The organism is Mycetocola sp. 2940 (assembly GCF_040548835.1).
Taxonomy (GTDB): domain Bacteria; phylum Actinomycetota; class Actinomycetes; order Actinomycetales; family Microbacteriaceae; genus Mycetocola_A.
This window is the reverse complement of the sequence record NZ_JBEPSK010000003.1, coordinates 410,906-435,265: the sequence shown is the minus strand read 5'-3', so window position 1 is coordinate 435,265 and position 24,360 is coordinate 410,906. Positions and strand designations below refer to the sequence as shown.

20 protein-coding genes are annotated in these 24,360 nt (G+C 64.7%); 8 read left to right on the top strand and 12 right to left on the bottom strand.

The genetic code is table 11. The annotated features are described in order from the left end of the window. Positions 1–24: 24 nt before the first annotated feature. From ABIE24_RS06870 to ABIE24_RS06845, 6 genes are all read right to left on the bottom strand, one after another. Positions 25–933, bottom strand: a complete 909-nt coding sequence (locus tag ABIE24_RS06870; RefSeq protein WP_354498062.1) for a G5 domain-containing protein — start codon at positions 931–933, stop codon at positions 25–27. A gap of 1,066 nt (positions 934–1,999) precedes the next feature. Further along, positions 2,000–3,019: a LacI family DNA-binding transcriptional regulator gene (locus ABIE24_RS06865; protein WP_354498060.1), complete on the bottom strand. Its 1,020-nt coding sequence runs from the start codon at positions 3,017–3,019 to the stop codon at positions 2,000–2,002. 63 nt (positions 3,020–3,082) lie between these two features. Next, positions 3,083–3,928 (bottom strand): carbohydrate ABC transporter permease, encoded by an 846-nt coding sequence (locus ABIE24_RS06860; RefSeq protein ID WP_354498058.1) that lies wholly within the window; start codon positions 3,926–3,928, stop codon positions 3,083–3,085. Then, the gene (locus ABIE24_RS06855; protein ID WP_354498056.1) at positions 3,925–4,860 is read right to left on the bottom strand and encodes a carbohydrate ABC transporter permease; all 936 of its coding nucleotides are present in this window, start codon (positions 4,858–4,860) and stop codon (positions 3,925–3,927) included. Before ABIE24_RS06855 ends, ABIE24_RS06860 begins: the two co-directional genes overlap by 4 nt. A 61-nt stretch (positions 4,861–4,921) precedes the next feature. After that, a complete protein-coding gene (locus ABIE24_RS06850; RefSeq protein ID WP_354498054.1) occupies positions 4,922–6,235 on the bottom strand; it encodes an ABC transporter substrate-binding protein in 1,314 nt (437 codons plus the stop codon). Between the two features lie 61 nt (positions 6,236–6,296). Continuing rightward, positions 6,297–8,405 (bottom strand): glycoside hydrolase family 36 protein, encoded by a 2,109-nt coding sequence (locus ABIE24_RS06845; RefSeq protein ID WP_354498053.1) that lies wholly within the window; start codon positions 8,403–8,405, stop codon positions 6,297–6,299. 228 nt (positions 8,406–8,633) lie between these two features. Here ABIE24_RS06845 and ABIE24_RS06840 point away from each other — a divergent pair, with 228 nt between their 5' ends. Beyond that, entirely contained in the window at positions 8,634–12,413 is a 3,780-nt protein-coding gene (locus ABIE24_RS06840; RefSeq protein ID WP_354498051.1) for a LamG-like jellyroll fold domain-containing protein, read from the top strand. 90 nt (positions 12,414–12,503) lie between these two features. Here the strand turns inward: ABIE24_RS06840 and ABIE24_RS06835 are convergent, their stop codons facing one another. Then, a complete protein-coding gene (locus ABIE24_RS06835; protein WP_354498049.1) occupies positions 12,504–13,529 on the bottom strand; it encodes a LacI family DNA-binding transcriptional regulator in 1,026 nt (341 codons plus the stop codon). A gap of 305 nt (positions 13,530–13,834) precedes the next feature. Continuing rightward, positions 13,835–14,485 (bottom strand): hypothetical protein, encoded by a 651-nt coding sequence (locus ABIE24_RS06830; protein WP_354498047.1) that lies wholly within the window; start codon positions 14,483–14,485, stop codon positions 13,835–13,837. A gap of 222 nt (positions 14,486–14,707) precedes the next feature. Here ABIE24_RS06830 and ABIE24_RS06825 point away from each other — a divergent pair, with 222 nt between their 5' ends. The 3 genes from ABIE24_RS06825 to ABIE24_RS06815 all read left to right on the top strand — a co-directional run bounded on the left by ABIE24_RS06825 (position 14,708) and on the right by ABIE24_RS06815 (position 17,224). Then, positions 14,708–15,346: a hypothetical protein gene (locus ABIE24_RS06825; protein WP_354498045.1), complete on the top strand. Its 639-nt coding sequence runs from the start codon at positions 14,708–14,710 to the stop codon at positions 15,344–15,346. Further along, positions 15,343–16,143 (top strand): LLM class flavin-dependent oxidoreductase, encoded by an 801-nt coding sequence (locus ABIE24_RS06820; RefSeq protein WP_354498042.1) that lies wholly within the window; start codon positions 15,343–15,345, stop codon positions 16,141–16,143. Before ABIE24_RS06825 ends, ABIE24_RS06820 begins: the two co-directional genes overlap by 4 nt. Before the next feature lie 124 nt (positions 16,144–16,267). Continuing rightward, positions 16,268–17,224 carry a DUF4190 domain-containing protein gene (locus tag ABIE24_RS06815; RefSeq protein ID WP_354498040.1) on the top strand — a complete coding sequence of 319 codons (957 nt, stop codon included), beginning with the start codon at positions 16,268–16,270 and terminating at the stop codon, positions 17,222–17,224. A 217-nt stretch (positions 17,225–17,441) separates the two neighbouring features. On the opposite strand, the gene ABIE24_RS06810 is transcribed toward ABIE24_RS06815, so the two are convergent. Beyond that, positions 17,442–18,734, bottom strand: coding sequence for a glycosyltransferase (locus tag ABIE24_RS06810; protein ID WP_354498039.1), 1,293 nt, complete (start codon positions 18,732–18,734; stop codon positions 17,442–17,444). A 147-nt stretch (positions 18,735–18,881) separates the two neighbouring features. Further along, the gene (locus ABIE24_RS06805) at positions 18,882–19,253 is read right to left on the bottom strand and encodes a VOC family protein (protein ID WP_354498037.1); all 372 of its coding nucleotides are present in this window, start codon (positions 19,251–19,253) and stop codon (positions 18,882–18,884) included. Positions 19,254–19,515: 262 nt separating this feature from the next. Between ABIE24_RS06805 and ABIE24_RS06800 the strand changes: the two genes are divergently transcribed. The 4 genes from ABIE24_RS06800 to ABIE24_RS06785 all read left to right on the top strand — a co-directional run bounded on the left by ABIE24_RS06800 (position 19,516) and on the right by ABIE24_RS06785 (position 22,892). Next, the gene (locus ABIE24_RS06800; RefSeq protein WP_354498035.1) at positions 19,516–20,091 is read left to right on the top strand and encodes an LURP-one-related family protein; all 576 of its coding nucleotides are present in this window, start codon (positions 19,516–19,518) and stop codon (positions 20,089–20,091) included. A gap of 92 nt (positions 20,092–20,183) precedes the next feature. Further along, positions 20,184–21,557, top strand: coding sequence for an NtaA/DmoA family FMN-dependent monooxygenase (locus ABIE24_RS06795; RefSeq protein WP_354498033.1), 1,374 nt, complete (start codon positions 20,184–20,186; stop codon positions 21,555–21,557). Between the two features lie 74 nt (positions 21,558–21,631). Further along, a complete protein-coding gene (locus tag ABIE24_RS06790; RefSeq protein WP_354498031.1) occupies positions 21,632–22,390 on the top strand; it encodes a maleylpyruvate isomerase family mycothiol-dependent enzyme in 759 nt (252 codons plus the stop codon). A gap of 97 nt (positions 22,391–22,487) precedes the next feature. After that, positions 22,488–22,892, top strand: coding sequence for a hypothetical protein (locus ABIE24_RS06785; RefSeq protein WP_354498029.1), 405 nt, complete (start codon positions 22,488–22,490; stop codon positions 22,890–22,892). A 58-nt stretch (positions 22,893–22,950) separates the two neighbouring features. Here ABIE24_RS06785 and ABIE24_RS06780 read toward each other — a convergent pair whose 3' ends face one another. Both ABIE24_RS06780 and ABIE24_RS06775 read right to left on the bottom strand, forming a co-directional pair. Then, complete coding sequence (locus tag ABIE24_RS06780; protein ID WP_354498027.1) at positions 22,951–23,262, bottom strand: putative quinol monooxygenase; 312 nt, start codon at positions 23,260–23,262, stop codon at positions 22,951–22,953. A gap of 57 nt (positions 23,263–23,319) precedes the next feature. Continuing rightward, entirely contained in the window at positions 23,320–24,249 is a 930-nt protein-coding gene (locus ABIE24_RS06775; protein WP_354498025.1) for a DMT family transporter, read from the bottom strand. Positions 24,250–24,360: the final 111 nt, after the last annotated feature.

Sequence of the window (24,360 nt, the reverse complement as noted above, 5' to 3'; positions counted from 1 at the left end):
GCGTCGTCCCGGTGACGGTGTCTCCTACGTGTCGCATCCGATGCCGTCTTTGTCCCGGTCCAGCTTGGTGCTGTATCCAGGCTGTCCTGCATGGATCGGTGCGGCTCCAGCCGCCCGGACAGCGTCACAGTTCGCATAGTAGACCCCGGGAGCAGGAGCGGGCGGAGGGGCCGGTGCGGGCGGAGGAACGACAACTGGCTGCTTCGTGCCCACAGCCGTCACCTGCGTGACGGGCTGCGTGATGACCTCTTCGCGAAGGATTGAGCGTTCCGTCTCGACGCCATCCGTGTACGTCACCAAGTGGACAATGACTTTCTCCCCGTTCGCACCAGCGACAGCGATCGCCGTCGTGCCGACTGCGAGATTGGCGTCGTTTGCTGTGGTGCTTTCGAAGGGGATGGCGATTGGCTCCCGCACTTCCTTCTGTTCCACCACTGGAGTGGGGGTTGGAGTCGGTGTAGGAGTCGAAGCGCTAGTCGGTTCGGAGTCATCGGACCCGGATGCCACGCCCGCGGAAAGCGACGCTGGAGGCGGTGCAAAGGTCGCCGCATTGGCAGCGCCACCGATCATCGCTATAACCAGGCCTGAGCCCAGCAGCAACGCACCGATTTTCCGCGATTTCAGCTTGAATCGGGGTGCCGAGCCCACGACTGCTGCGTACGCACCAAGGGCGGCAGCGAGCAGCCCCACCAGAACGACGAGTTGCAGGAAGATGCCACTGCCAGCCGCGATGAGAAGAAAGAGGAACCCCAGCGACGTACCTATCGCGACTTTCACGGCCTTTGGAACTGGTCGCTTATTTGCAGGAGCAGGGGCAGCAGCGGGAGCAGGAACGCTGGGCGTCGGGTAGTCACTCCAGGCGGTACCGCTCCACCATCGGACCTGGTTTCCGCTTGATGCGTCGGCGTACCAGCCGGGGGTAGGCGCAGACATTGCACTCCTTCTGATGAGGTCAAGAGGTGATCGCCGGAAGGAGAGCATCCGACTACAGTCTCCCGGCCGACGCGCATTGGTTCACGCCCCAGTCCGGGGCGTGAACCTCATCTGGCAGGGCGCGGCACAGGAGGCCATGCAACAGGCCGTTCACACGGCACACGATTTCGGGAAACGTGCGATGGCTCTCGCCCCCCACCCGCTGGCTAAGCGTGAAGCGAAGCTGAGGGCGGAGCGTGGCCCCAACTGTCGGCCGCGAGTGCCACCAGAACTGGTGCTGTCAGGCGATCGGCGGCGCTGCCAGTCTGGGGCGTGTGAGTAACCCGCGACAGCACCCTCATCTCCTGCGTGAGCATCCGCGGTCGGCTAACAGAAAGGGCTGTTACCTATGCGTGAAAAATTCACCTTGGCCGACATGCAGGCGTATGGAGCCGACGACGCCGAAGGTCACTCCTCCATCCTCAATGCTATCGATCGAGCCCTCGGCGTGGAAGACGAGAGATCAGAGAGCCGAGGCCCCGAATGGGCTCGAATGATGAAGCAACGATCTTGGGACGTTGACGACATCACGGCGCCCGACATCCCGACGGCCCCGGGAGTCCACGTGTGGTCGCATGACGGCGAACCGGTCTTCGTTGGGGAAGCTGTCGGGACAAAGGGACTGCGCGGTCGCATCCGCGAACATCTCGCCACTGGGCCTGATCTCAGCCGCAGCACGTTCCGAGCAAGTGTCGCCGTAGACCTGTTGAGGATCGACCGAGAAACCGCCCGATCGCGGCTTACCGTGTTGCGTCCCGTACAGATCAGCGTGGTCAACGATTGGATCCGTGAGTGCGAACTCACCTGGTTGGAGTGTGGTTCTCCGGCTACAGCGCAGTCCCTGAAGTTCCGGATGCGAGAGGAGTGGCTTCCCCGCCTCAACATTCGCTGATGCGATCAGCGACGTTACTGCAATTGGGCTCGGCCCAAGTTTCCGCGGGCTCGGATCTCGACAAGCTCGATCAGCGCTTGGGGCTCGATCAGCGCTGGCGGCGCGCCCAGCGGGCGGCCGGAGCGACGAAACCTTTCACACAGCCTTGGGCTGATCGAGCGAGTCGCTGCCACGGCGAATGCCCGGACGACCCGTACTCTCCCGCACAATGAGGGGTGGCCGCTCCGAGGAGAACCGCGGCCCGGATTCACCTCTCAACTGAGCGATAAGAAGCTGAAATCCGCGACCACCGAGGCCGGCGAAGTCCTGGTACGCCGTCGTAAGCTCCGGATTCCACAGCGACCCGAGTGGGTGGTTGTCGAAGCCCGCCACGCTGACGTCCTCTGGCACGCGGAGCCCCTTGTCGCTGAGCCCGCGCATCACCCCCATGGCGATCTCGTCGTTACCGCAGAACACCGCGGTAACCGACGGATCATCGGCAATGTCCCATCCGATGGCCCGACCTGACGCAGGCTCCCACGACGCGTCAAGTGGGACGGGAATCTCGCGGCCGGAATTCCGTAGAGCGCGGCGCCATCCGGTCGTTCGGCCGTCTTCCCGCCGCGACGGAGGGACTCGAACGTGATGCACTGTTTCGTGCCCGAGTTCCAGAAGGTAGTTGGTGAGCTCCTCGGCCGCCTTCGTCTCGTCAATGACGGCCTGCACGAAGCGGGTCTCACGTATTCCGGAGAGAGCCACCACAGGAATATCGTCCGGCACACGCTTAAGCGCGGCGACTCCGGGCGGATCGAATTTCAGCACGATCACCCCGGCGATCGGCTGGGAGAGCGTTGAGGCGAGTGCAGCATCGAGGTCGCTCGCGTCCGTCGTCTCGACGACCGTGATCATGACCGTGTACCCGTGCGAGCGTGCTGCCTCCTCGATACCGCGGATGGTCTCGGCGTAACCATACTTCGAGGTGTCGCCGGCGACAATCGAAATTACTTCAGAGCGCCGCGAAGCAAGGACTCGAGCTGCGGCGCTCGGCCGGAAGTGCAACTCTGCGATGGCAGATTCGACCCGTACCCGGCGCTTCGGGCTCACATTGGCCGTCCCCGAGAGCACTCGCGAAACGGTCGGGACGGACACGCCGGCGAGCTTGGCGACGTCAGCCATCGTCGATTGGCGCCTGGGCTCTCTCACCTTCTTATGCTCCCATCGGATTGTCGCGTTCGGCACTCACTTGACAGCGCCGCTGGTAATTCCAGAGATGATCTTCCGCTGGGCGACGATGAACGTGATCAGCAACGGCAGGCTCATCAGGATGATGTACGCGAAGATCAGGTGCCAGTTCTGCAGGTACAGGCCGGCGCTCGCCACCTGGAACAGATTGAGAGGCAGCGTATCGAGCCTGCCACCGACGACGAAGAGCGCGTAGAAGACGTCATTCCAGATGTACAGGCAGATCAGGATTGTCGCGGTTGCAAGCACCGGCATGAGAAGGGGCAGGATGACCTTCATGAAAACCCGCACCGGTGATGCTCCGTCCACGCGGGCTGCTTCCTCGAGCTCACGAGGGATGGTGCGCACGAAACCGGTGACGAAGAAGATCACCGTGGACATGTACATCCCCATGTAGACGCCGATCATGCCGACGGCTGTTCCGGCGAGCCCGAGTTGACGGAGGAGCAGAACGATTGTGACGACCGCCGGCGGCAGGATGATGCCGCTGATGGCGAGCGCATAGACGACGGCGAGTCCTCTGCCTCCCCGTCGGCCCAGGATCCAGGCGGCCATCGATCCGAGGATGAGAACACCGAGGACAGCAGGCACCATCACGAGGATGCTGCCGAGAAATGCCGGCAGCATCTTGCCGTCGTTGAAGACGGTGGCGAAGTTCTCGAACAACTGCCAGTCGTTCGGCAGGGCGAGCGTGGGGTTGAACGCCTCTTCCTGCGTCTTCGAGGCAGTCACGATCACGAGCCAGAACGGGAGGCCGAGGAGGAGGACCGCAGCGAGGACGGCGGCGGCAGGTTGGAATGTGCGTGTCAGAACCCGCGGACGACGGGGCAATACGGAAGTCACAGGACATCCTCTCGTTTACGCAGGGTTCGGATGACGGGGAAGGCAAGCACGATGACGACAAGGAACAGGATGAGGCTCATCGTGGTGGCCTGAGCGAACAGCCCCTGGCCGAAGGTTCGGAAGATGAAGATGTTGAGGAGTTCGGTCGTGCCACCCGGGCCGCCCTCCGTCGTCGCCTGCACGACATCGAAGCCGTTCATTGAACCGAGGAGCGCGGTCGTGAAATTGAAGGTGACCGCGGGAGCCAGCAGCGGGAATTTGACGTGCCAGAAAGTCGACCAGTAGCCCGCACCGTCAAGCCGAGCAGCCTCGAGCATGTCCTGATCGATTGTCTTCAGCCCGGCCAGGTAGATCAGCATCGACAGCCCCATCCACTTCCACGAGTGGATCAGAGCGACCACAACGATGGTCCAGGTCGTGTCGCCGAGCCAGGCGATCGTGACGTCAGTGCCGGTGATGGAAGACAGGATCGAGTTCAGGCCCCCCTCAGGCTTCAGAAGCGCCTGAAAGATGTAGCCCACGGCGAGTGCGGACATGATGACCGGCACGAAGAATGCCACGCGAACGGCCCGGTTCACAGCGGTGTCCCGCTCGAGCAACAGGGCAAGAGCGAGTCCGAAGAGGTTCTGGAACACGGCGACAAGTACCGCGTAGATCAGGGTGACCCGGAGCGAGTTGAGCAGGGTGCCGCTATTGAACAGTGACACGAAGTTGTCGAACCCGATGAAGTTGATCTCTGATTTGAAGCTCGACCAGTCGGTGAAGGCGTAGACGAAGTTGAAGACCGTGGGGACGAAGAAGAAAACAACGAGCACCAGGAGTGCCGGGACGAGGAACCAGAGGGGGTGGTCCTGCTTGGAACGTCGAGTCGGCCCAGCGGTCCGGATCCCCTTCAGGGTCGAACCTCGAGTAAGGAGGGTATTGGTGGCCACGAGCGGGTTACCTTTCGGGAATGGTGGTGCCGGCACAGCGCCGGCACCACCACCGGGTGAGTTAGAAGCCCGAGGCTCCCTGAGCCTTGGCCAGTTCCGCGAACTGATTTTGAGTGGCCTCGGCCACCTCGGCGGGAGTCTTCGTGCCCTGGATCATGTCGGCGAGGAAGATGTACAGGTCGGGGTTCGCGATAGCGAGCGCCTGCATCGATCCAACCGAGTCTGACAGCGAGTCGCTCACGGAGAGGAGCGCCTCGGGAACGGAGTCTGGCGTGGGGACGGATTCCTGGAGGGACACTGTCGCCTGTGCGTCAACGAAGTCGGCGTAGCCGTCGCCGAGCCAGTACGACAGCAGCTGGCGCGCACCTGCTTCGCGCTTGTCGTCACCGGTCTTGAAGGCGACGAGGGCGTTGCTCTGGTCGGGGATGAACGTGCCGACGTTGCCTGAGGGCGCGATGGGGAAGAAGCCGATCTTGTCGTTGAGCTCGGCGGTGTCCGCCTTCTTCTGCAGCTGGCTGAAGAAGGAGTTCACCTGCACCACCATGGCGGCGTCTCCGGCGAGCAGGGCGTCACCCTGGTCTTCAAAGGTGGCCGTCTTGATGTTGTCGTTGAACAGACCCTCCTTGATGAGGCTGTCATAGGTATCGATCGCGCCCTGGATCGTCGGGTCGGTGAACTTTTCTTCGCCGGCGTTCACTCGGTCCCAGAGCCCATCGGCTGCTGCGTCGGCGAGCTGCACCTGGATCCACCACTGGGTTGCCCAGCGGTCGGCTCCCATTTCGAAGAACGGCGTGACGCCCTTGGCTTTGAGGTCGCGCCCGAGCTGGACGAAGGAGTCCCAGTCGGTGGGCGTCTCGGTGATTCCGGCGGCAGCGAGTACTTCCTTGTTGTAGTAGACGCCTTCAACTGCGGGGGTGGAGATGAGTGCGGCATATCGGGTGTCGTCGAGAGTGCCGGTGATGTCGCGGAGTGCCGGGTCATAGGATCCCAGCCACGGTGCGCCATCAAGCGACTGGAGGTTCGTCGTGGCGTTCAGGGCGGTGAGCTGGGATGCCGTGGGCTGCCAGAAGGCGAGGTCCGGTTTGTCGCCGGTCGCGACCTTCGTCTGGATACCCTGCTCGTAGGGGTCGGGGATCGTGACGACCTCGACCTTTGCTCCGGTCAGCTTCTCGAACTCCGAAACGACAGAGTCGGGCACGGTGTTCGAGTTCTGGGCGGCCCAGATCGTGAGGGTCGTTCCCTTGAGGTCGGCATCCTGGGCGGGCCACTCGGCCGGTGCCGCCGAGGTCGAGCCTGCGCCCGGGTCCGAGCAGCCGGCGAGGGCCAGGGTGGCGGCGACTGCGACAGCCACGGCCCCCTTCAAAGCGTTCTTCATTGAATTGCTCCTATGTTTCTGTGATGGTACGCGACCCGGTGGTCGCGCATGGTGCAGGCCTCTAGTCGGTCGTGTCGAGGGGTTGGAGGCGCAACGTCCTTGCCGCGACCGGTGATTCGTCGCCGCGGACGCTGAGGATTCCTGTCGCGGCATCCCAGGCTGTCTGCCAGGGGGCCAATTGCGTCGGGAAGATTGTGGTGATCGAGAGCTCGCGTCCGATCAGATGGGGAAGTTCGATGGTCACTGCGGGCGCGTCTGCGGAGCGACGCCAGAGCGAGATGACGTCGGATGTCGTGCCCTGCATGCCGAGTGAGACCCAGCCGTCCATCCATCCGGGCAAGCCGAGCGGCCAGTATGGCGTCCCTGTTGAGATGTCGGGACGCAACGATTTCGCCGCGGTCACAGCCTCTGAGATCAGTGATCGGCCGTCGGCCGTCATCTGGTTGATGTATCCCGACAGGTAGAAGCGACCGAGGAGCCCGGTGACGAGCGCGAAGGCAGCTTCCTCAGGGGCCATGGACGGCTGCGGATAAGCCCAGTTGGCTGCCTGTTCCGGCAACATCGACAGGGGGGCTGCCGCAGCAATAGGCGGCAACTTGACGAAGTCCTGCTGGTCAGAGGTCGACTGCATCGCGAGCCGGGACAGCATCGCTGAATCGGACCGCATGGCACCCGACGCACAGTTCTCGATCACGAGCGACGGATGCCGGTCGAGCAGAGCGTCAAGCCACGCAAGGTGGGCCCGGTTGTGCTGAAGCAGACCGTCGCCGACGCTGTCTGCGTCGTGATCGGTCCCGGCCCCCGGGTTGATGTTGTAGTCGAATTTGAAGAACTCGATGCCGAACTCGTCAACGAGGGAGTCGACGACGCCGTCCAGATGCGCGACGGCAGCCGGGTGACGGAGGTCCAGGTGATACCGATCGTGTTCTTCAACCCGCTGTCCGTGCCGGAGAAGGAATGCCTCGAGCGGCAGGCTCTCCGCAACGGCACTGCGCACGCCGACGACCTCCGGCTCGAGCCACAGCCCCGGGGCCATGCCTGCAGCGCGGATCGCGTCGATGACCTCTCCCAGGCCGCCCGGGAAGCGAGTCGTCGATGGCCGCCATTCACCGACGCTGTCCCACCAGTGCCCGCTGTCGTCATACCAGCCGGCGTCGATGCAGAAGATTTCGGCGCCGACGGCGGCTGCCGCTTCGATCAGGGGAAGAAGTTTTTCGGTGGTCGGGTCGCCGTTGAGCGTGTTCATGTAGTCGTTGAAAACGACTTTCATCGACGCGTTGTCGCCGTGAGGCCGGCGAGCCCACCGACGAAACGCGGTCAGCGATCCGACGAGGTCGTCGAATTTGGAGCCGAAGGTCACAACCGCCGGAACCGATTCGAACTCGTCGCCCGGGGTGAGGCACCGAGTCCAGCCCGAGTCTGTCTCAGTCGGCCCGGACAGGGCGAAGTATCCGCCTGACGTGTCCTCGCCGATCTCCCAGCGCCACGCCCCGTTGTGCTCGATCTGCCAACCCCAACCCAGGCCCTGGCCGGCGTTCTCAAGGAATGCGGTCGGCAGGTTCTTTCCCGTCGACCAGGTTCCGTCCGACGTCACTTCGATCGCGCTGCGCGGGTTGTGTCCTGTCAGGTGTTCGGCCAGGTCAGGGAGTTCCGGCCCGCGAAGAAGGGTGGATGCCCAGCGGCCCTCGGCGAGCCAGTCACTGGATCCGAAGAGGCGTGACCAACCGGCGAGTGAATCCGGGGACGCGCTGCCATTGGCAGAGAAGCCGGAGGACCAGCTCGTCACGGACCGCAAAACGACGGGGGCCGACCCCACGTTCGCCACCTGAGTCCGGGCGCGTACCGCCGCGACTCGGTCAGGTTGTTCGAGCATCGTGGTCACCCTGACGACACCGTCAGTCTGCACCAGGTGCAACCAGGCCGAGGAACCGGTCGTGCCGCTGCTGTGGCTCACGTAGCGAAGCCGTTGCCCAGTCGCCGTGTGTGACAGCCGGTCCGATGCCGGAGAACTTCCTGCAGCGATCGTCAGTAACTCGACGACCGGCAGCGCGTGAACTTCTGTCGCGTTCCCGCTGCGGGACACGCCGGTCAGTCGCACTGGCCCGTCAGCTGACCAGGAGAACTGAAGCTGGAACCGGTCATGGCCCCAGGTAAGCATGTCGTTTGGCACGGAACTCCTCGTCGTTGCGGATGTCTAATGGGTGCTGCAGTAGAAATGATAGCGCTATCAAATTCCAATGCAAGTATTTTCTGAAAGCGCTATCAATATCAGCCCGCAAATTTCGCGACGTTCACCCGCAAGTTCCGACTCGCACTAGCGCTTTGTTGGAGATCCGGTTACGCTCGCACCCAGAAATGATAACGCTTTCATTTTATCCAACTCAACGCAGAGGTCGAGATGAGAAAATCCAGCACACAGGCCCGGGGCTTTCGAGCAGCACTCGCCGCACTCGCGGCAGTACCGCTCGTGGCCACCTCAGCCGTCGTGGGCATCGCGCCCGCATCGGCGGACGAAATCCCACCAGAACCGGCGATCCTCTATACGTTCGACGGAGATGCATCCGCCAGCGTCATCCAGAATGAGGGCTCTCTCGGGAACGCCTTCGATGCGCGCGTGCGGAATGCTCCGACGCTCCCGCGAGGCTCCGGGCCTGTCACCGACGCCGGCAAGTCCGGCCTGTTCCCGGGGGGCGCACAGAACTCCTCAGCGACAGATAAGCCGTATCTCGACATCCCGGCCGGCCTGTTCTCCGGCACCACGGCGATGACGGTCTCCACCTGGATCAAGTGGAACGGCGCGAATGCGAATCAGCTGCCGTGGGCATACATCGTCGGCAGCGACGCGCTGCCGTCAGACAACTGGGGCCTGTACCTCGTTCCGAACGAGGGCGGCCAGTCAAAGGCAGTCGCGAACTCCGGTACCGAGGTCAAGGCCGTGGCCCCCAACCCGCTCCCGACCAACACCTGGGCGCAGGTGACGACGGTTTCAGATGGCACGTCAGTCGCCTACTACATCAACGGTGCGCTGGTACGGAAGGAAGCGGTCACCCTCGACTTCGCCAAGCTCGCGGCCGCTAACAGCACGCGTTCCGGTCTCATCGGGCGCGTCCCGTGGTCTGGTCCGTGGGCCGCATTCTTCGGCGGCGAGTTCGATGACTTCGCGGTGTACAAAAGCGCCCTGACGGCCGCACAGGTGTCGGGGATGTACACCGATGACGTTGGCGGGATCGTCTCCGTCGAGCGCCAAAACTTTGACGTGTCGACCGCGGCTGGCGTCGCGCCTGCCCTCCCGGCCACCGTGAACGTCACCCGTGAATCAGGCATCACCGCGACCGCGGCGATCACCTGGAACGCCGTGCCGCACTCGGCATACGCCACGCCAGGCGCAAAGTTCACCGTTCAGGGAACAGCCGAAGGCTGGTCGGAGCCGTTCATCGCCAACGTCACTGTCACCGAACGTCCTCTCGAACCGGTGGTGGTGAACTTCGCCCAGGACACGGGAGAGTTCCGCGGCGGGGCCTCCGGAACTCTCTACGGTCTGGGAGACGAAGGGTCCCCCACCCAGGCGCTGGTGAACGGCGCGGCGATGACCAACGTCTCACAGAAGCCGCCGTTCGGAACCCAGCACCCGGGAGGCGACGCCTTCACCGTCGAGGACACGTTCTTCGACAAGTACGGCGAGGACCTGTACCTCTACACGCAGGACTACTACCCGGACTGGCCCTACAACGGCGGCAAGAGGCCCGGTGACGATCGCACCTACACCCGCGATGCAGACGGGCGCCTGACCGGCGAGTACACCGCTGCGGCGAATGGGCTATGGGACTACCTCGAAGTGCTCGAGATTGTCGTCGACGAGGTTGCTCGCAAGGCCGAGAACCCGGAGAAGTACGTCTTCATCCCGTTCAACGAGGTGGACCTGCAGTGGCTGAACACAAACGACCTCTACAACCGCTTCATGCATCTGGGCAACCAGCCCAACAGCTACACCCCCGGTGGTGCGACTGACTGGGCTGCGGCCTGGAAGGTGATCACCGACACCTACGCGAAGAACGGGCTGGAGCGGCCGAAGATCGCTGGCCCCGGCGACGCGGCCTGGCGTGGGGAGGCCAACATCAAGACGTTCCTCCAGATGGCGAAGGCCACGGGCACCATTCCGGACATCTACGTCTGGCACGAGCTGCGCGGTTATCAGTGGCTCCCCGATCGCGCCGCACTCTTTCGCAAGTATGCAGCCGAGGTGGGTCTCACGCCTGAGCAGATGCCGTCGATCAACATCACCGAGTGGGGCGCGAGCAGCGACATGAGCTCGCCAGCCAACCTGCTGCGATGGTTCGCCGGTTTCGAAGCAGCGAAAGTGGACGCACAGACCGCGTACTGGACGGCATCAGGCACCCTGTCTGACAACCAGGCCAAGGTCAACGCGGCTAACGGAGGCTGGTGGCTGTTCAAGTGGTACGGGGACATGACCGGTTCGCGCACCGTTGGTGTGACCACCGGCAAGGAACTCGCGATCGGCGCTGTCGACCGCGAATCCCGTCGCGGACAGGTCATCGTCGGTGGCATCCCGAACGGTCGTGACGGCGGAGTTTCGCTGACCGGCCTGGATTCCGCCACGTTCGGAGGCACAGTCGATGTCGAGGTACGCGAGAACCTCGTCAACGGAACCGACGGCATCGCCGGAACGCCGAGGGTTGTTCTTGCAGCCGACGACCTCGCAGTCGTGGATGGAAAGGTGGATCTTCGCATCCCGTCAGCGAACTCCAGCAGCGCCTACCAGGTGATCATCACCCCCGCCACGAGCCGCGACGTCGAGGCTGCAGCTGCAGCCCAGGCTGAGCGACACATGATCGAGGCCGAAGCGGCGAGCCTTCAGGCGTCATCGATTCGCACGCCCTCGGGATACCGTGCATCCGGCGACCGTGACGTGTCTGGATTCGCCGCCGTGGGTTCGCGTGCTGATTGGAGCGTCGACGTTCAAACGGCGGGCCTGTATCGACTGCAGGTGCTCGGCGCGACGCCGGGTTCCGCTGCACAGCACGCTCTGTTCGTGGACGACGCATTCTCGAATGTCGTGCAGTACGGGGCCAACGCGATCAAGCCCAGCAACGTTCGAACCGTGGCTCGAGGAACCGCAGAGCTTTACGTCGCTCTCGAAGCCGGGGCCCACACCCTCAGCCTGCGAACCAGCAAGGACGGTACGACGTTGCTGCCCGGCGCTGGCGAACAGGGTGGTGTCACGCTTGACCGGTTCGAACTGGTGCGGGTCGGCGACACGGTGAACGCGGAGTCGGTCCACTACCCGGCCTCGACGTTCCGCCTCATCGGCGGCGCGACCCTCGAGGATGGTAAGGCCAGCCTTGCCGACGGCGAACGCGCGGATCTCTATCCATCGACATATGAGTCGGGCTACTACGACATCACTGTGGCGTGGAGCGGATCCAAGGGAAACGAGATCACGCTCAACGTGAACGGCCGAGAGGCTGCAGTGTTCACGAAGAAGGGTAAGGATTCCAGCTCAACGGCACGAGTTCACCTGCCCGAAGGCATCACCGAGATCGAGTTGGAAAGCAGCTCTGCAGTGAGCGTTGACTCAGTTTCGACGACGCGAGCCGTCGACGGAGATGCGAGCATCATTCGCGTCGAGGCGGAAAACCTCGGTGTGGTCGATCTCGCGGGGACCGCAGAGGTGTCGGGATTCGGTGACGCTCTCACGAACGGCAGCGGCGACGGGTACGTCAAGGGCCTTGGCATCACCAATGCCAACGCCGCCGACGAGGGCACGCTCACCATCCCCCGCCTCAAGGGCTTCCACAAGGCCGGCGCCTACGACGCCATCGTGCACTTCTCCAACGACGACATCGAAGGAACGCATGATTACAACCCGCAAGTGGTGGACCTGGGACTCCAGGCGAGCGAGAAAGGCACGGAGGGCCTGGCCGGACGAACGACGTTCCGGTACACGTACACCGCAACCAACTTCTGGGAAGCGGTCATGCCCCTCGACCTCTCGACGAATGGCGGATCGATAACGTTCGGCAACACGCGCCCGACGTTGTACATCGACGAAGGCGCGACGTCGAGCACAAGCGACGACACGGTCCTCCCCGGCTATGCGGTTGCGCCAGATGTCGACTGGATCGCGATCGCGCCGTTCGTGCTGAAGAGCGACCGGTAATGCCCAAGCGATAGCGGTTCCGCTCACCGGAGCCACCTGCCGCTAGATGACAGTGAGTGCCGGGCGCGTCTGCGCCCGGCACTCACTCATTCATTCACCGGCTTCCGACGTCACGCGCGGAGGGGCGGCACTCTCGCGCCAGATCACCGTGGGATGCGCCACCGAGTGACCGACCTCCTCCGTCTGGTCTGCCGCCTGCATCAGGAGCTTCACGCCTCTGGCTCCCAAATCGGCAAAGTCCTGCCGGGCCGTGGTGAGGGAGGGCATCCAGATCTGGGCGAGAGGGTGATCATCGAACCCGACGACGGACACATCGGCGGGTACCCGCAAACCCATCTCACCGAGTCCCCGCATCACGCCCATCGCTATTTCATCGTTGCCGCAGAGCACTGCCGTCATGTCGGGAGTCGCCGCGAGCGCACGTCCGATCCGGACACCGCTTATCGGCTCCCAGGTGGCATCGAGTACAGCCGGAACGGGGGCGCCCGCATCCGTCAACGCCCTCCGCCACCCCGTCGTGCGTCCATCCTCATGGTTGCCTGGCGGAATGCGTACATGGTGCACGGTGCGATGACCAAGCTCAAGGAGACGCGTCGTCAATTCGGCGGCAGCTTCTTCCTCTGCCATCAGCACCTGGGGGAAATTGGGCGACGGAACCCCCGACAGGGCGACGACGGGTAAGTCCGAGGGAAGACGCTCGAGCGCGGCCTCCCCAGCGGGGTCGAACTTGAGGACGATCACGCCGGACAGCGCCTGGGTCAAGGTAAGCGCGACGGAACGTTCAACCGCGTCCTCATCAGCGCTCTCAATCAGCGTGATTGACACCGTGTGCCCCTCGGCGCGCGCGGCCAGTTCGATTCCTCGGATCGTCTCGGCATACCCATAGTGCGACGTGTCTCCCGCCAGAACGCCGATCGCCTTCGTTCGCCGGGAAGCGAGCATGCGTGCGGCTGCGCTGGGTCGGAAACCCAGTTCTTCAATCGCGTCAAGAACCAACCGGCGGCGCTTCTCGCTCACTCGGGCCGCGCCGGTGAGTACTCGGGACACCGTCGGGACCGACACCCCGGCTTTTGCCGCGACATCGATGATGGTGATCGTTCTCGCCCCGCGATCCATGACTACCTTTCACAGGTGCCTTCAGACCAGAGAGTCACACCTCGACGTCGTCAACAGGACGCACGTCTGGCCCAGCACATGAGCCATCTTCGCAGAGTGGCCCTTGAGGACCACGCCAGGCGGCAATTCAGGATCTCCAGATTCGGATACAAGGAAGTGCCACGTATTGCCGGAAGACTTCGAACGGGCCACTGAGCTGATGCTCGCCGGAGTAGTGCTGGTTGATGAGTTCATTACCGCTAGAAGTGGTTTTCACCCATAGCCCGATTCAGCGGAGTGGGGCTTGATCAGCGGGGCGGGCTCGATCAGTCAGCGCCCGTCACCGCTGCCTTGGCGCGACTGCGCGCGAATCCCCAGCGGATGCTGACCGCGAAAACCCACACCATGACCAGTAGGAACGACGGCGCAAACGACCCTTCAATCCGGATGCCGATCACGACGGCAGCGCCCGCCGCGATCACGCCGCACACCACTCCGGCCCAGCCCAGAACCCGGCCAAGCGCGCCGCTGGCCATGGCCGCAGCGGCGCCACACGCCACGAATAGTCCGGCCGGCAGAGTATCGATCATGAACGATACGAGGTTCAGGTTCGCGAGCATGCTCGCCGTTCCCGGTTCCATGTCGCCACGAAGCAGATAGATCGAAATCACCGGCGCGAACGATGCGAACTTGACGGCGATGGAGATGGTTCCGGCGACGAGAGCCGCGGGTGCAAGCCATCCCGCGCCACGCGTTCGCGAGTAGACATACCCAACGAAGATCATCCAGGTCGCGAGCCCCAGCATTTCGATACTGAGACCGAGTTGGCGTCCAACATCATCGGCCAATCGGGCGTACGACTCGAGCACCTCCTCGCCGGTCGCGCTTTCGGAAAGGCTCGCATCCTGGCCGAGAGTGTTGCCCACGTTGGCCAGAATCACATACGCCGCCCCGCTCAACGCTCCGACTCTGTCCATCGCGTTCATGGTCGAACCCATTCCCGAGCCTCACCGCGGAATTTCCGCTGGCCCAACGTTGGACCTGCCGGTCCCCGGCGTCAAGCTGGCACGGGGTCTCGATACGCTCGCTTCGCGAGCTACTCGACCAGCGGGATGCGGGCTCCGACGAGCCACTCGACCAGCGGGACGGGGCGCAGTCGCACCCTATCTCGCGGCGTGCACCGGTCGTACACTTCGGTCATGGCAGTGCTGCAGGTGCCCGTTCGCGTATCCGCCGTTTTGCTCGCGCTCAGCGGCGTGATCGTTGCGATGCTTCTGTTTCTGCACCCGAGCATCCTGGTCCGCCCGGTGGCCGACGTGGTTCGGGAGACGGACGTGTGGCAGCCCCTCCACATCGCGTTCGCTTTGATGTTCGTTCTCGCGGCCATCGGAGCGGCCGGCCTGGTCGCTGTGCACGGCAACAGTATGGGTCGACTGGGGCAGGTGGGCCTGATCCTGACGTTGGTCGGCTCCATCGGCGGGCTCGGGATCGGCATCGTGGAAGCACTGGCGTTCCCCGTCCTTGCCGAGAGGCTCCCCGACGTGCTGGCGCTGCAGGGGCCGTTGCTCACATCATGGGTGTTCATCTGCCTCGGACTGTTGTGGCTCGCGTGGGCCGTCGGCTTGACTCTGATCGGGATCGCGGCTGCGCGCGCGGCGGTATTTCCCCGCGCCGCCGGCGTATTACTTGCTGTCGGCGCCGTGGCATTCCATGCCCTCGGCGCACCGTTCGTGCCCGTCGCCGGAATCGTTTCGGGGCTCCTGTTTGGGGCGGCGCAGGTCTGGTGGGGCTGGCTGCTGTGGAAGTCGGATGCCAGAGCAAAGGTTCCTCCGCGATGACAGGGCGTCGCGACGCTGACCCCGGGATGCCAGACGGCGGCGCGCTCCTCTCGGTCGGCTTGCACGGGGCAACCCCGCACGACACGATCGTTGCGCTCGCCCCGCGGCTCGAACAGCTCGGTTTCCACGCGCTCTGGCTGAACGACGTGCCCGGCGGCGACTCGCTTGCCGGCCTGCGAGTGGCCGCGGATGTGACATCAAGGCTTCGGCTCGGTTCCGGCGTGATCCCGCTCGATCGTCGCCCCGCCAGCGGCCTGGACGTCAGCGCGCTCCCCGCCGACCGGCTGACTCTGGGTATCGGAGCGGGCCGAGGGGGGCATCCGCTCTCCCGAGTTCGCGACGCGATCGACGACCTCTCGAGCCGCACGACGGCGCGGATCTATGTCGGGGCGCTCGGCCCGAAGATGCGGCGGCTGGGCGCGGAGAAGGCGGACGGCGTGCTGCTGAACTGGCTGCCACCTGCCGAAGCCGAGCAGGCGATGGCCGACCTGCACCGCGACGCCCACGATCGCACCGTCTCCGGTGCGATTTACGTGCGCACCATCGTCGACGCCGGCGCGTTGCCGACGCTGAAATCTGAGGCATCGACCTATGAGAGCTTTCCGAGCTACGCCGCCAACTTCGCGCGGCTCGGCGTCACTGCGATGCAGGCGACCATTCGCGGCCGCGAAGATCTGGCGCCTTACCTTCGGGCGGTGGACGAAGTCGTGCTGCGGGCGATCACTCCGGATGCCACGCGTGCCCAGTTGGAGGACTTTGTCGAGACGGTTGCGAGGTGGCGGGGACAGTTAGCTTGAGCGGCCCGTCTCGATACGCTCGTTCCTCGTTCCTCGATCTCGACAGGCTCGATCAGCGACAGGCGGCCCAATCAGCGGTTAAAACCCCCTCGACGTAGGTCCGGCTGAGAGAGACACTCTGAGCATGACCAACTCACCGGAGAGCCCGTCCGGACCGGCGGGACCCCAACCCCAGCAACCACAGGTGACACATCCGACGCAGCCATATCCACCGCACCAGCAGTCGACGTACAACCTGAACCAGTTCCACCCGCAGGCGCAGCAGCCACCTGCCGGGTACCCTCTGGCGGGACAACCGCCAGCGAAGCACGGCAACGGACCCGGACTCGCGGCCCTCATCCTCGGCATCATCGCGATCGTCGCCGCCGTCATCCCGATTGTGAACTTCCTCGCGTTCCCGCTCGGCACCTGCGGCCTCATCCTGGGCATCGTCGGCCTCGTGCTGGTGGACCGCCCACGAGTCATGGCGATCTGGGGCACGGTGCTGTCCGTCGTCTCGCTCATTCTCGCGTTCGTCATGGTCTTCGTCTACACCTTCGGCCTCATCTTCGCCATCTCCGAAGGCGTCGACGAATCGACACAGAACCGCCCGGTGCCCACCGAGGTCACCGATCCCCCGCCGACGAGCGCGCCCTTCAACGAAGTCCACCCACTCAACACCAGCGTCGAACTGACCGACGACAGCGGCGACGCGATCTACCGGGTGACCCTGTCGGCATCCATTCTCGACGCGACCGACGAGGTAGCCGCCATCCCGGCAAACCCGGAGGCCCCGGCCGGGATGCAGTGGGCGATGGCCACTCTTGATCTCACGACACTCTCCGACGCCACGGTCTTCCCAGCGCTCGATGTCACGGTTCAGTACGTGGCCTCGGATGCCCAGAGCTACAGCCCGCTTGACGCTCCCGCTCTCGCTCCAGAGTCGGCGCTGATCTTCAAACTCAGGATGGAACCAGGCGAGCGCAGCACCGGCAACGTCGTCATCGCGATCCCGAGCGATGACCCCGCCGCTGGCATGTGGGCGGTCAGGTACGGCGGTCCGTCCGACGGAGGGGACTGGTACTACTTCGCGGTTGAGTAGGGCGGACTGAGAGGGCGTCACGCGAGACTGGTCGCGGCATACCTGGTCTCGATACGCTCGTTCCTCGCTACTCGACCAACGGGGGGGGTCTCGATACGCTCGTTCCTCGCTACTCGACCAACGGTGCGGTCTCGATACGCTCGTTCCTCGCTACTCGACCAACGGGGGGGGTCTCGATACGCTCGTTCCTCGCTACTCGACCACCGAAGGAGCCTCGCTACTCGACCACCGACGGGCGGATGAGGTCCTCGATCACCCGCTCCAGGCCGGCCAGGCCCGGCGACGCAGCGATGTCGGCGCCGATCCGCCTGCTCGCCACGCGATACCTGTCGTCTGCCAGCACCTTTCGCACTGCATCCCGAACCTGCTTCGGCGTCGGCCGGTTGGTCTTCAAGTTGATGCCCACACCCGCCCACGCGACCCGCGCAGTCACCTCGGCCTTGTCTTCGGTCTTGCCGGCGACGACGAGCGGCACACCGTGCTCCAGCGCGACGTGCACTCCCCCATACCCGCCGTTGCTCACGAAGACGTCGGTCAACGGCAGCAGCCGGTCATGCGGCAGATACTCGGCCGCCCGCGCATTCGCGGGCAGTGGCTTCGGCAGCGTCGACACCGGCCGCCCTCCCGTCGACACGACCACGAGAACATCCTCATTCTCAAGTGCTTCCATCGCCGGAGCGATGAGCTCGTCGTAGTTGGTGTTCGCCACGGTCCCCTGGGTGAGATGGACGACCGGCTGCGATCCTTCGAGCTCGGGCCACCACTCGGGCAATTCGCGGGTCGATGGGGTGGTGCGCGAAACCGGTCCAATGTATTGGACAGTCGAGGGCAGGTCGCGCCGCGGGTATTCGAAAGAGGGAACGCTGAACTGCACGACGGCATCCGCCCGTGCCAGCGCGTTCATGAAGAATCCCCGCGCCTGCTCGCCGGTGAGGTCCTTGGCGATCTGCTCCGCCTCCTTCTGCACCGGTCCGAGGACGACCTTCTCGACGAACAGTGCGAGCAGTCGGTTGCGCACCGGGCCGAGTGGGCCGCGCAGGGGTTGAATCCCGAGTCCGAAGGGCGCGGTGTCGACGCTGGGGAGCGCAAGCGGACTGAGACCCAGATACACGACCGTCGGCCGCTTCTGTCGCATCAGCAGCAGAGCCGCGGCGACGAAGGTGCTCTCCACGAGCACGGCATCGACGGGCTCGGCGGCGAGCGCCTCGTCGACCGCCCGCAATTGTGCCGCGGCCGGGCGGAGGAAGATGTTCGATGCGTCCCACCGGACGCCGTCGAGCCCGGACCTTCCTACCCGGTCGGGGAACGAGGCATCCATGTCGGTGTCGTCGTAGTCGGCTTCCGCCGGAAGAGGCAGGAACGTGGCGCCGGTGGCTTCCACCGCGCCGCGGTAGTTCGATCCGGTGAGAAAGCGCACCCGGTGGCCGCGGGCGACAAGGTACCGAGCGACCGCCGTGAGCGGCATGATGTGGCCGTGAAACGGCGTGCTGCAGAGAAGAACGGATGCCATGACGGGAGGGTAGCGCCGCCGCGCGCGTTACACGAGGGGGATCACGCAGCCGGCCCAGTGGCATCCGTTGGGCCGTACTCACCGAATCCGGGCGCACTCACGCAGCGTGGCTGGTGACTGCGCCCGGACAGTGGGCGATTCAGATTGTCAGGCTCGTTCCTCAATGACCAGGAAGTTGCCCTCGGTGTCGCGGAACCAGGCGGCTCGTCCCTCTTCCGAGTAGGCGATGCCGTCTTTCATGTCCATTCCGGGCAGGTTGTCGTACTGCTCGAAGACGACCCCGCGCTCGCGGAGGCGGGCCATCTCGGCCTCGAGGTCGTTGGTCACCCAGCCCATTTGCGTGTTCTTGGCGCTGCCGGCGTTGGGGGTCTCGTAGATCTCGAAGGTGCCACCGGGTGAGTGGTACACGAGTGTCGCTTCGTGTACTTCGTCGGGTTCGAGGTCGAGCATCTCCTGATAGAAGGTGCGCGCTCGTTTGATATCGGCGGCGGGAAGGACGCAGTGGAGTTCCATCAACATAGGAATCATCCTCCAGAAAAAGTGGAGCGGAGTTATGCGGCGAGCGCGGCTTTGTGGGGTGCGCGTCGCCCGGCAGGGAACTCGGAGGAGGGCATGCGCAGCCGTTGCGGGTTCCCTCGTCCGTCGGGCCGGAAGCCGACCCAGCGGGCGTTGTTCGAATTTCTGCGCAGTATCGTACGCCGGTCGCGGTGAGCCCGACAGGGTGCATTGGTGCACGATACGCTCCACAGACGACCACCGCGCGTCTCCCCGAAGGGCACCCATGACCGGCTTCTCGCTCCAGTACCTCCCGCGCTTCTTCGTGAAGCAGAGGCTCACGATGCTGGCGAACCGCTACGAGATTCGCGAGGCCCTCCCCGACGGCTCCGAAGGGCGGATGTTCGCGGTCGCCCAGCAGAAGCGCATGGCCATGAAGGAACAAGTCACCTTTTTCGCCGACGACGCCAGGACTCAGCCGTTGTTCGGTTTCAAGGCACGGCGGGTGATGGACCTGGCCGCGGCCTACGACGTCACCGCCGCCGATGGAACCGTTCTCGGGTCGTTCCAGAAGGACTTCGGAGCCAGCCTGATGCGCTCCAGCTTTCACCTGAACGGCCCGGGTCTGGAGGCCTACGGCCAGGAACGCGACGCCACAACCGCTCTCCTTCGTCGGTTCATCGACTTTCCGTTCTCGTTCCACTTCGACTTCACAGACAAGATGACCGGCGCATCGGTTCTGTCCAGCACCCGGCAGTTCACCCTCCGGGACCGGTACACGGTCGAGGTGCCCGACCAGCGAGTGGACTTCCGGCTTGCTGCGGCGGTCGCGGTGGGCCTCGACGCGCTCATGCAACGCTGAGGCCACGTGTCGTCCTGTTACCGGCGCGTTGGCATCCGGCGTTCATGGCCGCGAAAATGGTTTGACCGCAATTCAGCACCAGAGAAGATCGAATGACATCCCCCAAACGCCTCATCGTCAACCTGTTCGAGATGAACACGCCCGGCCACATCACCCACGGGCTCTGGCGGCAGGAGGGTAACCAGCGCGAGCACTACAAGTCGATCGGCTACTGGCTCGAACTCGCGCGCGTGGCTGAGGCCGCCGGCTTCGACTCGATCTTCATCGCCGACGTCATCGGCGCGTACGACGTGTACCGTGACAGCCTCGAGCCTGCCGTGACCGAGGGGCTGCAGATCCCCAACAACGATCCGCTCCTCGTCATCCCCGCGATGGCCGCGGTGACGAAGCACATCGGCTTCGGCGTCACCTTCTCGACGAGTTACGAACCGCCGTTCGCGTTCGCCCGCCGGATGAGCACGCTCGACCACCTCACCGAGGGTCGTGTCGGCTGGAACATCGTCACCTCCTACCTGCCCAACGCCGCCCGCAACTTCGGACTCGAAGACCAGATCCCGCACGCCACGCGTTACGAGATCGCCGACGAGTACATGGACGTCGTCTACAAGCTCTGGGAAGGCTCCTGGGATGACGACGCGGTCGTCGTCGACCGCGAACGCGGCGTCTTCTCGGATGCCACCAAAGTGCGTCCCATCGACCACGTCGGCACTCACTTCAAGGTCGCCGGCCCGCATCTCTCCGAACCGTCGCCGCAGCGGACGCCGCTCCTCTTTCAGGCGAGCGCGTCGACATCCGGAATCGCCTTCGCGTCGAAGCACGCCGAGGTCCTGTTCACCGCCGACCGCCCGTACGGCGCCCTCGCCCGGAACATGCAGGTGATTCAGGATGCCGCTGTGGAGCGCGGGCGCAGCACCGACGATCTCAAGTTCGTCGTCATGGCCACGGTGATCGTCGGGCGGACCGATGAAGAGGTCGCCGAGAAGCTCGAACGCTACCGCTCGTTCATCAGCGAGGAGGGCAAGTTCATCCACCAGAGCGTGCCGTTCCGGCCGCTCGACCACCCGGGCGACATCACCGTGCGTGAGGCACTCGAACGCGAAGGAAGACAGGACCTCATCGAAGCCGGCGGCCTGCCGCTCGCGTTCACCGTCGCGCAGTACTGCCAGGCGGTCGACGAGGCGTGGGATCAGAAACAGTTCTTCAGCGCCGGAACACCGGAGAAGGTGGCTGACGACATCGAACGCTGGCTCGACGAAGACGGCATCGACGGCATCAACCTGCGCCAGTACCACTCGTTCGAAACAGCGCTCGACTTCGGTGAGCTGGTCACGCCAGTGCTGCGTGCACGCGGCCGGATGCGCGACGCCTACGTCGACGGCGAAACCCTCCGTGAGCGGATCTTCGGGCACCCGCGGCTTCCGGAGACCCACCCGGCCGCCCAGTACCGGGGTGGCGCCAACCTCTGACCGGTACTGCTGCACCATCGGAGAGAGCACCCGGATATCGTTGGGACGAACCGCCCATCGATGAGGGGACCCCAATGGTGCACACCGACGGCACGGCCGGAGACGACAAGGCTCCCGACCCCGTGCAGGAGAATCTTCGCCTGGTGCGCCAGGGGCAGGACTACTTCTCGGGCAAACTCGGTGAGCTCAGCGACGCCGACTTCGACGCGGATTCCGCCCTCGACGGCTGGAGCCGGAGAGACGTCGTCGCCCACGTCGGCCTCAACGCGCGTGCGCTCGGCAACCTGACGAGGTGGGCGGCAACCGGTGTTGAGACGCTGATGTACAACTCTCCCACCCGGCGCAACGAAGACATCACGCGCTACGCCAAGCTCCCGGTGGAGGAACTCCGCACACTGTCGACGGATGCCGCCGCCGAACTCGACGCCGGTTGGCGCGATCTGGAACCGGATGCCTGGTCGCACGAGGTGCGCTCCGCCCAGGGCCGGCAGATTCCGGTGTCGCTGACGGTGTGGATGCGTGCCCGCGAGGTCTGGATTCACGCCGTCGACCTGGGGAACGGTGCGCAGTTCAGCGACTTCCCCGCGGAGTTCGTCGACCGTCTGCTCACCGACGTGCTCGGCGAGTGGGACCGGCGTCGGGGTTCTGAGCCCGTGCCCTCGGTCGTTCTGCGGCCCATCGATCGCGACGCGAGGATCACCTCTGGTGATCCCGCGGGGGCGGACACGCTGAGCGGCAGCGCCGCGGATCTGGCCGCCTGGGCGACCGGGCGGGGCGCGGCCGGGGTCACGGCTGATTCCGCCGAGGTACCTCCCGCCCCCCGGTGGCTCTAGACGGGAACCGCAGTCTCGGCGCGGGCGGCCCACTCGACCACCGATGGATCAGCGCCCGGCGGAAACTGAGAGCGCCCGGGTACGGCAGACTCGACCCATGACGAACCCACCGCAACAGCCACTCGACCTCGCACAGCTGCACCAGCAGGGCGCCGTACCGCATGGCTACACGGTGGTCGGGCCGGCCGAGCCGATGCACACGAACGGCCCCGGCCTTGCCGCGTTCGTCATCGGCATCACCGCTGTCGTGATCTCATTTCTTCCGATCGTCGGTTTGCTGGCTTTCGCCCTTGGCCCCATTGGCGCGGCCCTCGGCATCGTCGGACTGAACCTCGCGAATCGCCCGCGCCGGAGGGCCGCGTGGGGCATCGGTCTCTCCCTCGCGTCGATGGTGATCGCCTTCGTGCTGATCTTCGGCTACGCCTTCGGAATGCTCGCCTGGCTCAATGCCGGGGTCGACGAGCACCGCGGCAACATTCCGGCGCCCACCAGCACGCCGTAGGGACTCATGCGCTCGGCAACGTCGACGGGCTGTTCAACGTGCCGTAGACCGAAACGCGCTATGCGTCTTTTTCGGACGCTTCAGCGGGCTGCGCCTCGAAGGGGACATACTCCTCGACGGTTCGGCTGGCGAGCAGAGGAATGATCTGGTTGAGGCCGATGCGCTGGAAATGTTGACTGGCGCGGTGCGCGGCAAAGCCCGCAACGTCCGTGTAACGCTCGATGATCACGATGTGGTTTTCGTCGATCGGGCTGCGGTAGTAGTCGTAGGCCAGGTTCGCTGGTTCAGCGCGGCTTGCGGCGGTGAGATCCGCGAGCAGTTCGAGAACCCGTTCGGCCTCGCCTGGCTGAACACTGTAATGGGCGATCACCTGGTGAAAGTGAGAGGACACAATTTTCCCTTCGGTGAGCCGGTCGGCTCGTGAATTTTACGGCGATTGGCGGACGAGCGGGGTTTTGGTCGGCCGGACCCGGGGTCGGCGCCTGGTGAGCGCCACCCCGACGAGACACAGGATGCCGCCGACGATCGCGAGCACGGTAGGCAGTTCGCCGAGGAACAGCACCCCCATCAGGATCGCCAGGGGCGGCACGATGTAGGTGGAGATGGTCAGCTGCCCGGCCGGCACCCGCGACAGGGCGTAGGCCCAGGTGCTGAACGCGATCGCGGTCGGCACGACACCGAGGTAGACGACGCCGAGAATGGACGGCACCGGCGCGGACTGCAGGTCAGCGATCAGCTGGCCGGTGAACGGCAGGCAGGTGATCGTGCCGATGGCGCAACCGAGCCAGGTCACCTGCGCGGCAGGCAAGCGCGTGAGCGCCGGTTTCTGGAACAACACACCGGCGGCGTAGGTGACGGCGGCCAGAAGCGCCCAGAGCACGGCGACCGGGTCGATGCTGCCGTTGGCGTCGCGGGCTCCGATGCCGATGAGGACCACCCCGATGAACGCGACACCGGCACCGATGGCCAACCATTTCGGGAGACCCTCGCCGAGGAACAGCCCCGCTCCGAGCGCGACGAGGATCGGCGCGAGGTTGACGATCATCGCGGTGGTGCCGGCATCCAGCGACAGTTCCGCCGTGTTCAACGCGACGTTGTAGGCGCCGAACCAGGCGACGCCGAAGCCGAGGATGAGCAGCCATTCACGACCGGTGGGCTTCACCCAGCGGCGTCCGATGAGCAGGATGCCGAGCATTACCGTGCCGACGAGGAGCCGCAGGAGCGACAACGCACCGGGGGAGAAATGGGGCCCGACACCCCGGATGACGATGAACGCGCTCGCCCAGGCGAGCACGGTCACCGCGATGGCGGCGAGCACGAGCGGGCTCAACCTGGTCAGGCGGGTGGGGGTGGGCACCGGTCAATCCTAGATCTCCCGGGCCCGCCGAATTCGGGCTCGATGCGCGCGTTCCTCGCTACTCGACCAGCGGAGGGTTGCAAGAGCCCCTTCTTTGCAATGGGGGCTGTT

What these genes read in the sequence shown, in the direction of transcription:
- ABIE24_RS06870 (WP_354498062.1), bottom strand. Translation starts at nt 933, where the DNA reads ATGTCTGCGCCTACCCCCGGCTGGTACGCCGACGCATCAAGCGGAAAC.
- ABIE24_RS06865 (WP_354498060.1), bottom strand. Translation starts at nt 3,019, where the DNA reads ATGGCTGACGTCGCCAAGCTCGCCGGCGTGTCCGTCCCGACCGTTTCG.
- ABIE24_RS06850 (WP_354498054.1), bottom strand. Translation starts at nt 6,235, where the DNA reads ATGAAGAACGCTTTGAAGGGGGCCGTGGCTGTCGCAGTCGCCGCCACC.
- ABIE24_RS06840 (WP_354498051.1), top strand. Translation starts at nt 8,634, where the DNA reads ATGAGAAAATCCAGCACACAGGCCCGGGGCTTTCGAGCAGCACTCGCC.
- ABIE24_RS06835 (WP_354498049.1), bottom strand. Translation starts at nt 13,529, where the DNA reads ATGGATCGCGGGGCGAGAACGATCACCATCATCGATGTCGCGGCAAAA.
- ABIE24_RS06830 (WP_354498047.1), bottom strand. Translation starts at nt 14,485, where the DNA reads ATGGACAGAGTCGGAGCGTTGAGCGGGGCGGCGTATGTGATTCTGGCC.
- ABIE24_RS06825 (WP_354498045.1), top strand. Translation starts at nt 14,708, where the DNA reads ATGGCAGTGCTGCAGGTGCCCGTTCGCGTATCCGCCGTTTTGCTCGCG.
- ABIE24_RS06820 (WP_354498042.1), top strand. Translation starts at nt 15,343, where the DNA reads ATGACAGGGCGTCGCGACGCTGACCCCGGGATGCCAGACGGCGGCGCG.
- ABIE24_RS06815 (WP_354498040.1), top strand. Translation starts at nt 16,268, where the DNA reads ATGACCAACTCACCGGAGAGCCCGTCCGGACCGGCGGGACCCCAACCC.
- ABIE24_RS06810 (WP_354498039.1), bottom strand. Translation starts at nt 18,734, where the DNA reads ATGGCATCCGTTCTTCTCTGCAGCACGCCGTTTCACGGCCACATCATG.
- ABIE24_RS06805 (WP_354498037.1), bottom strand. Translation starts at nt 19,253, where the DNA reads ATGTTGATGGAACTCCACTGCGTCCTTCCCGCCGCCGATATCAAACGA.
- ABIE24_RS06800 (WP_354498035.1), top strand. Translation starts at nt 19,516, where the DNA reads ATGACCGGCTTCTCGCTCCAGTACCTCCCGCGCTTCTTCGTGAAGCAG.
- ABIE24_RS06795 (WP_354498033.1), top strand. Translation starts at nt 20,184, where the DNA reads ATGACATCCCCCAAACGCCTCATCGTCAACCTGTTCGAGATGAACACG.
- ABIE24_RS06790 (WP_354498031.1), top strand. Translation starts at nt 21,632, where the DNA reads ATGGTGCACACCGACGGCACGGCCGGAGACGACAAGGCTCCCGACCCC.
- ABIE24_RS06785 (WP_354498029.1), top strand. Translation starts at nt 22,488, where the DNA reads ATGACGAACCCACCGCAACAGCCACTCGACCTCGCACAGCTGCACCAG.